Origin of the sequence: Nostocoides sp. F2B08 (assembly GCF_009184895.1) — a bacterium.
In the GTDB taxonomy this organism is placed as follows: Bacteria; Actinomycetota; Actinomycetes; order Actinomycetales; family Dermatophilaceae; genus F2B08.
In genome coordinates this window covers 149,458-158,869 of the sequence record NZ_WESE01000008.1, presented here as the reverse complement: position 1 = coordinate 158,869, position 9,412 = coordinate 149,458, and the positions used below count along the sequence as shown (strand labels likewise).

The following is a 9,412-nucleotide window of genomic DNA, read 5'->3' as shown; positions in this document are numbered from 1 at the left end:
GCGGGTAGGCCGGTCTTGTCGCGGATCCAGCCGGCGACGTGGTTGAGGGTGGGGAAGTCGCGCAGCTGGAGGGTGGCGTCGCGTTCGACGCCGTACTCCTGGCGGACCGCGGCGAAGACCTCGGCCTGCTTGACGGTGTCGACTCCGAGGTCGGCTTCGAGGTCCAGGTCCGGGTCGAGCAGGTCGACCGGGTAGCCGGTCATCTCGGCGACGATGTCGGCTACCTTCGCCAGCACCGGGTCCCCACCCGCAGCCGACCCCGGGGCGGGCGCCGCCGGTGCCGGCGGCTCCTCGACCGGAGCGGCGGGCGGTGCTGCGCTGGTCTGGGCGGGATCGGCGGGCCGTGGAGGAGCGGTCGGCGTCAACGCGGGGGAGCCTGCCACCCCGGCGGCGTGGTCGAACGGCTTCGGAAAGTCAATCGTCGGAGCGATGGGAGAGGTCGCGCGGCGTGTCGACGCGGCGCCTGCGATCCCGGGATAGGGGACGGGCACCTGGGTGACCGGGGTGACCGGGACTGCGGGGGCTCCCACATCGGTGATCCGGAGCCGCCGGTGGTCGACCTCGAGCGTGCTGCTCGAATGGCCGGAGAGGCCGTCGAGCCAGTGTTGCCAGGCATGGCGGTCGATGATGCGGTAGGCATAGCCGAGCTGGTCAGGCGCCCGGCGTGCCCCGCCGGGGAGCGGGGTCCGACGCAGCAGAGCCATCGCGATCTGGGAGCCGAAGCCCGCGGCGAGCCGCAGGGCGTACTCGACGTCGTACCGCCCGCCGGTCGACAGGTTGAGGCGACCGAGGTCGGGGTCGGGCTCGCGGTAGTTCGGCACCGGCGGGACGATGCCCGTCTCGAGCGCCTTGATGGCGACGACGTCCTCCATCCCGGCGCCCATGGCGTGACCGGTGAATCCCTTGGTGTTGGTGATGACGACCTCGGCGGCATGCTCGCCGAAGACACGTCGGAGTGCGTTGATCTCCGCTGCGGCGCTGCCACCACGGGCGGGGGTGTAGGTCTCGTGCGACATGAACATCGTCTGGCCGGCGATCTCGTGGCGTTTGATGCCACGGCGCTCGGCCTGGACGATGAGGGACTCCATGACTCCGCCGATGTGCTCGACGTCGAGCCGGGTGCCGTGGAAGGCGCTGTTCGCCGTGATCGACGCGAGCACCTCGACGATCGGTGAGAGCCCGCGCTCTCGCGCCGACTCGGCGGACTCGACCACGAACGCGGCCGCGCCCATGCCGACGATCATGCCGTGCCGGCGTCGGTCGAAGGGTGTGGCGGCATCCTCGACATGCTCGTCAGTCGCCGCAGCGCCGGTGGCGAGGAACCCGGCCGTCACCCATGGCAGCAGGTGCGGCGAGGTGGCATCGTCGGCGGAGACGACGATGACGCGCTTGGCCCGACCGGAGCGGATCCAGTCCTCTGCGACCGACAGCGCCTGGGTGGTGCTGGCACACGCGGCGTTGATCTGCGTGTTCGGGCCGCGGGCGCCGATGATCTCGGCGAACTGGCTGTGGCCCATGGCCAGGGTGCGGAACAGGAAGCGACGGTCGAAGCGGTAGGGGTTGTCCTCGACGTCGGCCGCCAGTTCTGCGATGAGCCGATCGACCTCGCCGACCCCCTCCGAGGCATCGGACATGGTCGCGCGAACCGCCCGGAGTGCCGCGAGGTTCTCCCGGCGGGCACGGTCGAACGCGTACTCCTCGATCGCCTCGGCGAAGCGGTCGTACCCGGGGAAAGCGCTGGCGAAAATGACTCCGGTGTCGTCGCGCAGTGCCTCCGGCAGGCCCCACGTGTCCGGCAGCTGAGAGCCGATCGTCGTCGTCTTGTAGCGCCGGGTCAGCGGGATACCTGCGTCGCGCATTGCGTCGAACCCAGCACCGATGGCCAGTCGCGTGGTGTTGTCGAGCGCCTCGTCGCGGGCGCGGTCGACGGCGAACTGCTCGACCATGTCGAGCGGTGCGTGCCAGGCCGCGAGCTTGATGACGTCCGCGGCGTCGTCGATCGTGACGAAGCTGCCTCCGCCGGTCGTCGCATCCTTGACGATCCGGGTGATCCGCATGTCGACCATCCGGTCACGCACCTCCTGCGGCAACGAGCCGATGAAGCTCTGTCCCGCAAGGATTCGCGCGACGTTGTCGTCGTCGAAGGTCCGTTCGACGCCCGGCAGCCCGAGCGCGGCTCCGGTGATGACCACCGGCGCGGTCGTCGCCAGCGCGGCTCCGGGCTCCGGGGCCGCAGCGGTCGCCACCGGCCGCGGCGCGCCTGCGGCGCCGGCGGTCGCTGAGTGTGAGGGCGCCGGACCGGAGTCCTGCCGGTACAGGCGCATGCCCTGCTCGAGCACTCCGGCGAAGAGCCGGCCCAGCTCGGTGATGGTCTCGTCGGACACCTCTACCTCCGGAAGCGTGATCGGGTCGTGCTGCATGGTCGCGGGTGTGGTCTCGGAGGCAGCGTGGGTGCTCGGGTCCGAGAATCCGATCCCGGCCGCCCAGAGTCCGCACAGAGCCTGGTTGACGCCGACCTCGTCGGCGATCTTGGGATGGTTGGTGAAGAGGGCGAGGACGTCGTCGTGGCGGCTGGCCAGGACGTCCTCGACGAATCCGTGCAGGGCCTTCTTGGGGCCGACCTCGACGAAGATCCGGGCGCCCGCGGCGTAGAGGGTCTCCAGACCCTTGACGAACTGGACCGGGGAGGCGATCTGACGCCCCGCGTAGTCGAGCATCGTCTCCTTCGTGGCGTCCGCCGGATAGAACTCGCCCGTCACGTTCGCGACGATCGGCAGGGTCGGCGGGCGCATGTCGAGCCGCCGCAGGGCGTCGCCGAACGGCACCGATGCGGGCGCGACGATCGATGTGTGGAACGCGTGGCTCACCGGGATCCGGGTGGCTGTCATCCCGGCCGCGGTGAACCGTTCGATGAGACGTTCGACGGCGTCGGTGGCCCCGCCGACCACCGCCTGGCTGTAGCTGTTGATGTTGGCCACGACCGCATACCCATCGGCGTCCGCCACCATCTCCTGGATGCTCTGGAGCGGGCCGAACACGGCGGCCATGGCGCCGTTGTCCTCGACGGACAGGTGCGCCATCTCGCGGCCGCGTGCGCTCACCGCCTCGAGCGAGGCCTCGAAGGTCAGCGCACCGGCGGCCACCAGGGCGCCGTACTCGCCGAGGCTGTGGCCCATGACCATGTCCGGTTTCATGCCGTATGCGGCGAGCAGCCTGGTCAGGGCGAGGTCGGTCGCCAGGACCGCGGGCTGGGTGATCTCTGTCTGCATGAGCTGTTGGGTCGCGGTCCGCACGGCTGCCTCGTCGGCCGGGTCGACGAAGATGAAGTCGGTGAGCGGTTTGCCGAGCAGCGGCGTCATGACCCGGTCCGCCTCGGCGAACGTCTCGCCGACGATCGAGACGCGGGCGGCCAGGTCACGGAGCATGTTGACGTACTGCGAGCCCTGGCCCGTGTACAGGAAGGCGACCTTGGGCGCCGGACCTCGTCCCACGAAGGCACCCTGTTGGCGCATCATCTTCAGGATGGCCGCGTTGCCGGTCTGCAGAGCTGTGATGACCTTCTCGAGCTTGCCGGCCAGCTCGTCGGCGTCGCCGTAGTCGACCGCGACCCGGACGGGCGACTGTCCCACGGCGCGCTCGGGTGGGGCGCTCAGCGGCGCCCGACCGCCGCGGGCGGCATCGCGGACCTCGGTCAGCCTCGTCACCATCTCGGCGTCGTCCGCGGCGCCGAGGACCAGGGTGCCGCGCAGTGGGCGCCGGCCTCCGCCCCCGGGACGGACGTCGAGGATGGTGGGCGTCGCGGGCGGGGTGGCCGGGCTGTTCGCGGTGTCCGCGGACGAGCCCAGGAGCGTCGCACTCGAGGGCATCCGGGCCGAGGCATGCACGCGGGGTTGCGGCCGATGGCGGCCGGGGACGTGCTCCTCGAGGACGACGTGGAAGTTCGTGCCGCCGAAGCCGAAGGCGCTCACTCCCGCGCGGCGGATACCGGCAGGGGGTTGCGGCCACGGCCGCAGCGTCGTGTTCACGGCGAACGCGCTCGTATCCCAGTCCACGCCGGGGTTGGGGTCGACGAAGTTCAGGCTCGGCACGAGCACCTTCTCGTGGAGTGAGCGAATCATCTTGAACAGTCCGGCTGCGCCCGCCGCCGCTTTGAGGTGCCCGATGTTCGACTTCACCGAGCCGAGCGCGACCGACCCGGCCGACAGGCCGGCCGAGCCGAAGACCTCGGACAGGCTCGCCAGCTCCGCTGCGTCACCGACGCGAGTGGAGGTGCCGTGGGCCTCTATCGCGCCCACCGTTGCCATGTCCTCCCCGCAGTCCTCCCAGGCCCGCCGCACGGCGAGCTGCTGGCCGACGGGGTTCGGTGCGGTGATGCCCTTGCCCTTGCCGTCCGAGGAACCGGCGATGCCGAGGATGGTGGCGTAGACACGGTCGCCGTCGCGCTCGGCGTCCTCGAGGCGCCTGAGGACGAAGACCGCGGCTCCCTCGCCCATGACGAAGCCGTCGGCACCGGCGTCGAAGGGGCGGGTCCCCGTGGCCGAGAGGGCGCCGATCTTGCAGAACTTGACGAAGGCGTCCACGCCCATGTTGCGGTCGATGCCTCCGCAGACGACGGCGTCGAACCGGCGCTCCCGCAGGCCGAGGACGGCGTTGCCGATGGCGGCCAGGGCCGAGGCGCAGGCGGCGTCGGTCGTGAAGTTCGGGCCGCGCAGGTTGAACAGGTTCGCGACGCGGCCGGCCATGACGTTCGACAGCTCACCGGGCATGGTGTCCTCGGTGATGTCGAAAGTGCTCTCCCGGTACAGGGAGCGCGTCTCATCGACGATGCGGCGCTGCACATCGGCCGGGAGGCTCTGCACCGTCGGTGACTGCTGGAGGCGCCCGAGCATCTCGGGCAGGCGGATCCGCATGGAGGACTCGTAGTGCTTCTCCCCGCCGATCGCGTTGCCGAAGATCACGGCCACTCTGTCCCCGTCGACCTTCCAGTCCGGATACCCCGCGTCGCTGAGGGCGGCGCGTGCAGCGGAGACGGCCCACCGCTGGCCCTGGTCCATCTGCTCGGCCACCTTGGGCGGCACCGGTAGGCGCCACGCAATCGGGTTCCACTCGAACTCGCGCACCCAGCCACCGATCCTCGAGTACGTCTTGTCGACCGCCGCGTGGTCGGGGTCGTAGTAGATCGCCGGGTCCCATCGTTCCGGGGGCACGTCGGTGATGCTGTAGACGCCCTTCTTCAGGTTCTCCCAGAAGATCTGCGCGTTCGGTGCCTGGGGCATGATCGCGGCGGCGCCGACGACGGCGATGGGGTCGGCCGATGAGGTGGTCATGAGGTCCTCGGGGTGGTGCGTATGCGGTGGTGAGCCGTGCGGGGTGTGGTTGCCGTGTTCAGTTGTCGTCGGTGCGGCGCCGGTCCGCGGTCAACCGGTGGCCGAGAGCGGTGAGCCGGAGCCGAAGGGTGCGTACAAGATGTCGCGAACGGTGTCGAGATCCGTGACCAGGCCTGCCTGCGCGGCCATGATCCGTGCGGTCGGCACATCGCCGATGGTGGTGAGTTGCGCAGACCCCGGCTCGGAGGCGCCGGCCACCCAGCGCGTTCCCTCCAGGGCGACCTTCTGCGCCGCTTCGCGGGCGAAGACGCGCGACATCACCGCCAGGGCGTCGGCGTCGAAGCGTGACAGGCACTTCTCGTGCAGCGACTGCTCAGCGGCGGCGGCAGCCTTGGTCACGAAGACCGCGGCCGTCTCGGTCCAGGCGATGAGCTCACCGAGGCGGAACAGAACGTGCTGGTTGCGGGTGAGGCGGCCGGTGCGGCAGGCCTCGAGGACGACCGCGAGGGCTCGGCAGGCGAGCGCGGCGATGTCGGCGCCCGCCGACGGCTGGGCTGCGTGCATGGCCTCGAGACGGTCGGCCATGTCCGAGTAGTGGCGGCCTCCGGACTTGAGGTGGCGCTGCCAGCGGTCCCTGGCGATCGTCATCTCCATGATCTCCGAGGTGCCCTCGTAGATCGTCGTGATGCGCACGTCGCGCCGGATCTTCTCGACGACGTAGGGGCGGGTGTACCCATACCCACCGTGGGCCTGGATGGCCGCGTCGGCGGCGGCGATCCCGGCTTCGGTGGACATGTACTTCGCGATGGCGCCCTCGGTGTTGAGCGCTCCCTCGGCGCCCGCACCGGCGTCGAGGCGGGTCGCGGTGTGCTCGATGAAGCTGCGGGCGGCCTCGAGTCGGACCGCCCACGGCACGATGAGCTTGTGCGTGAAGCCCTGCTTCTCACTGAGCGGACTGCCCCCTTGGACCCGCTCGACCGAGTAGGCCAGGGAGCGGTCCAAGGCCTCCCATCCACCGCCCAGCCCGAACGCGGCGACCATGAGCCGGGTGTAGCCGAAGACGTTCTGGGCCTGCACCAGACCCTTTCCCTCGACCTCGCCGATGAGGTGGTCGGCCGGCACCTCGACGTCGTCGAGGTAGAGGGCGGAGGTGTTCGACAGGCGCAGACCGTGCTTGTCCTCCGGCGGACCCGAGCTGAATCCCGCGGAGTCCTGGGGGACGACGAACCAGGACGGTCCGTCCTCGGTCGCGGCGAGGACGGTCGAAAAGTCGGCGATGCTCCCGTTCGAGATCCATTGCTTGCGTCCGGTGATGCGGTAGGCCGTCACCGTGCCGTCGTCGGCGGTGATGCGCTCGGCGGTCGTCGTCATCGCGCCGAGGTCCGAGCCGGCTTCCGGTTCAGTGGCGCCGTAGGCGAAGACGAGTCCCTCGCCGGCGATCCGCGTCAGCCAGTGCTCCTGCTGCTCCGGCGTGCCGCCGAAGACGATGGGGTCCGAGCCGAGGAAGGTCGCGAAGACAGCGGTCGCGAGCCCGATGTCCTTGCGGGCCATCGCCTCGCATACGCGGTACGAGTCCCAGGCGGAACCGCCCATTCCGCCGAACTCCTCCGGGATGAAGACCAGCTGGACGCCGAGGGTGTCCGGGTCGCTCATCGCGCGGACGATGTCCTCGGGGCAGCGGTCCTCGTGATCGAGCTCCAGCTGCAGCTCGGGCGTCAGGGAGGCGGCGATGAAGTCGTCGAGTGCCTCGAGCATGAGGCTCAACGTGCTCAGGTCGAGTCCGCTCGTGGCGGCGTGCGGGCCTGCGGTGCTCACGGTCTCTGTCATCGTCGCTCGGTCCTGTTCGTCATGTGCTCTGCGATGTCTGGGCTACGGTCTCGCGGCCTGTGGAGGAGGTGAGACGTCGTCGAGGTCAGGGCGAACCGCCCGCAGGAGGACCTCGGCGATGTCGGTCACCTCGACGGGGGCGTCGTCAGGGCGCAGCGTGCTCACTCCGTCGCTCAGCATCGTGATGCAGAACGGACAGGCGGCCGCGATGGTCTGCGCGCCCGTGGCGATCGCCTCGGCGGCACGGTTCTCGTTGATCCTGGTGCCGAGGGTCTCGTCCATGAACATCCGTGCCCCACCGGCGCCACAGCAGAAGGCACGTTCCTTCGCGCGCGGCATCTCGGCAAGCCGCAGGCCGGGGACGGCTCCGAGCAGCTCACGCGGCGGGGCGAAGATCCGGTTGTGGCGGCCGAGGTAGCAGGGATCGTGGTAGGTCACGTCCCTGTCCACCCGCGACACCGGCACGAGTCGCTTCTCGGCGAGCAGCCGACCGAGCAACATCGAGTGGTGGACGACCTCGTAGCTGCCGCCCACCTGCGGGTACTCATTGGCGATCGTGTTGAAGCAATGGGCGCATGTGACGACGATCTTCGTGGCGCCGGCGTCGTCGAGGGTCTGGACGTTCTGTCGGGCGAGCATCTGGAAGAGGAACTCGTTGCCCATCCGCCGTGCCGGGTCACCGGTGCATGACTCCGCCTCGCCGAGGACCATGAACTCCACGCCGGCCTCGTGCAGCAACGTCGCCACAGCTCGCGTCGTCCGCTGGGCCTGGTCGTCGAGCGCGCCTGCACACCCCACCCAGAACAGCCACTCGACGTCGTCCGGGATGCGGTCCCCGCCGTCGGCGCCGAGGACGCGGACCTCGAAGTCGAGTGGTTCCGCCCAGGCCAGACGCTGGGACGCTCCCCGCCCCCACGGGTCGGCCGCGTGCTCGAGGTTGTTGAGCATCGCGCCCGCCTCGTCCGGGAACGCGCCCTCCATGAGGACCTGGTAGCGGCGCATGTCGACGATGTGGTCGACGTGCTCGATGTCGACCGGGCACTGCTCGACACATGCGCCGCACGTCGTGCACGACCACAGGACGTCGGGGTCGATCACCCCTCCGGGACCGAGCGGGGCGTAGGCGGCCAGCGGATCCCCCGCATACCCCGTGTCCCCGACCAGCGGCACGCTGGCGACGGCCCTGGCGTCGTCGGACAGCCCGTCGCGCTCCTGTTCTGCGGCCAGCAGGTAGGGCGCCTTGGCGAGGGCGTGGTCGCGCAGGCCCATGATGAGCAGCTTGGGGGAGAGCGGCTTGCCGGTGTTCCACGCCGGGCACTGGCTCTGGCAGCGTCCGCACTCCGTACATGTGCCGAAGTCGAGCAGCCCCTTCCACGTGAACTCCTCGACGTTTCCGACCCCGAGAAGGTCCTCCTCGCCAGGGTCCTCGAAGTCGACCTCCCTGCCACCGGAGCTGACCGGCAGGAGGGCGCCGAGCGCCGACGGGCGTCGGGCGAGGGCGACGTTCGGGAGAGACAGGAGGATGTGCAGGTGCTTGCTGTAGGTGACGAAGACCGTGAAGCCGAGCAGGACGCCGAGACCGACGAGGAGCGCGACGGTCTCGATGACCTCGTTCACGTCCTGGCCGAGCGGGGCGAGCAGGGAGGCGATGGCCTGGCTGAGGAACGCCCCCCGCAGGAACGGGAGGTTGTCGGTGGTGTTGACCTCCTGGGCGTTGATCTGCGCGCCCCGGGTGAGCAACAGCGTCCAGACGACGTTGAAGATCATGAAGAGGACGAACCAGGCGGGCCCGAGATGGGAGCCGAAGAAGCGGGAACGACGACCCTGGTCCCTGGGCGCCTCGCGCACCCTGATCACGACGAACGCGACAACGGCCAGGATGCAGAGGAGAGCGAACAGGTCCTCCACGAAGCCCAGGACCGGGAACTGACCGATCACGGGAAGGGAGAAGGTGGGGTCGAACAGGGAACCGAACGCCTCGAGCACCGTGAGCAGGAGCACGCAGAAGCCCCAGAACACGGCGGCGTGTGCCAGGCCCGGCGCGGTCCACCGCAGCAACTTGCGCTGTGCGACGACCTCGACGAGCTCGGCCCTGATCGCTGTGCCGACCGCACCCAGCCGGCCTGGCTCGACCGGCTGGCCGGCCCCGCCCACCCGGTAGAGGTACAGCAGCCGTCGCCCCGCCAGGCCGAGCATGACGACGGTCATGAGCAGGCCGACGACGAGTCGTAGCGTATTCACCGGGCGCCCACCTCCTC

General features: G+C 70.0%; 3 protein-coding genes. All 3 read right to left on the bottom strand.

Annotated features, from left to right (window positions below; translation table 11 throughout):
* The coding region (locus tag GA707_RS16525) for a type I polyketide synthase (protein ID WP_152179547.1) at nt 1–5,327 on the bottom strand (5,327 nt) is incomplete at its 3' end.
* Between the two features lie 90 nt (nt 5,328–5,417).
* The gene (locus tag GA707_RS16520) at nt 5,418–7,154 is read right to left on the bottom strand and encodes an acyl-CoA dehydrogenase family protein (protein ID WP_152179546.1); all 1,737 of its coding nucleotides are present in this window, start codon (nt 7,152–7,154) and stop codon (nt 5,418–5,420) included.
* A 42-nt stretch (nt 7,155–7,196) separates the two neighbouring features.
* A complete protein-coding gene (locus GA707_RS16515; RefSeq protein WP_226963880.1) occupies nt 7,197–9,395 on the bottom strand; it encodes a (Fe-S)-binding protein in 2,199 nt (732 codons plus the stop codon).
* Nucleotides 9,396–9,412: the final 17 nt, after the last annotated feature.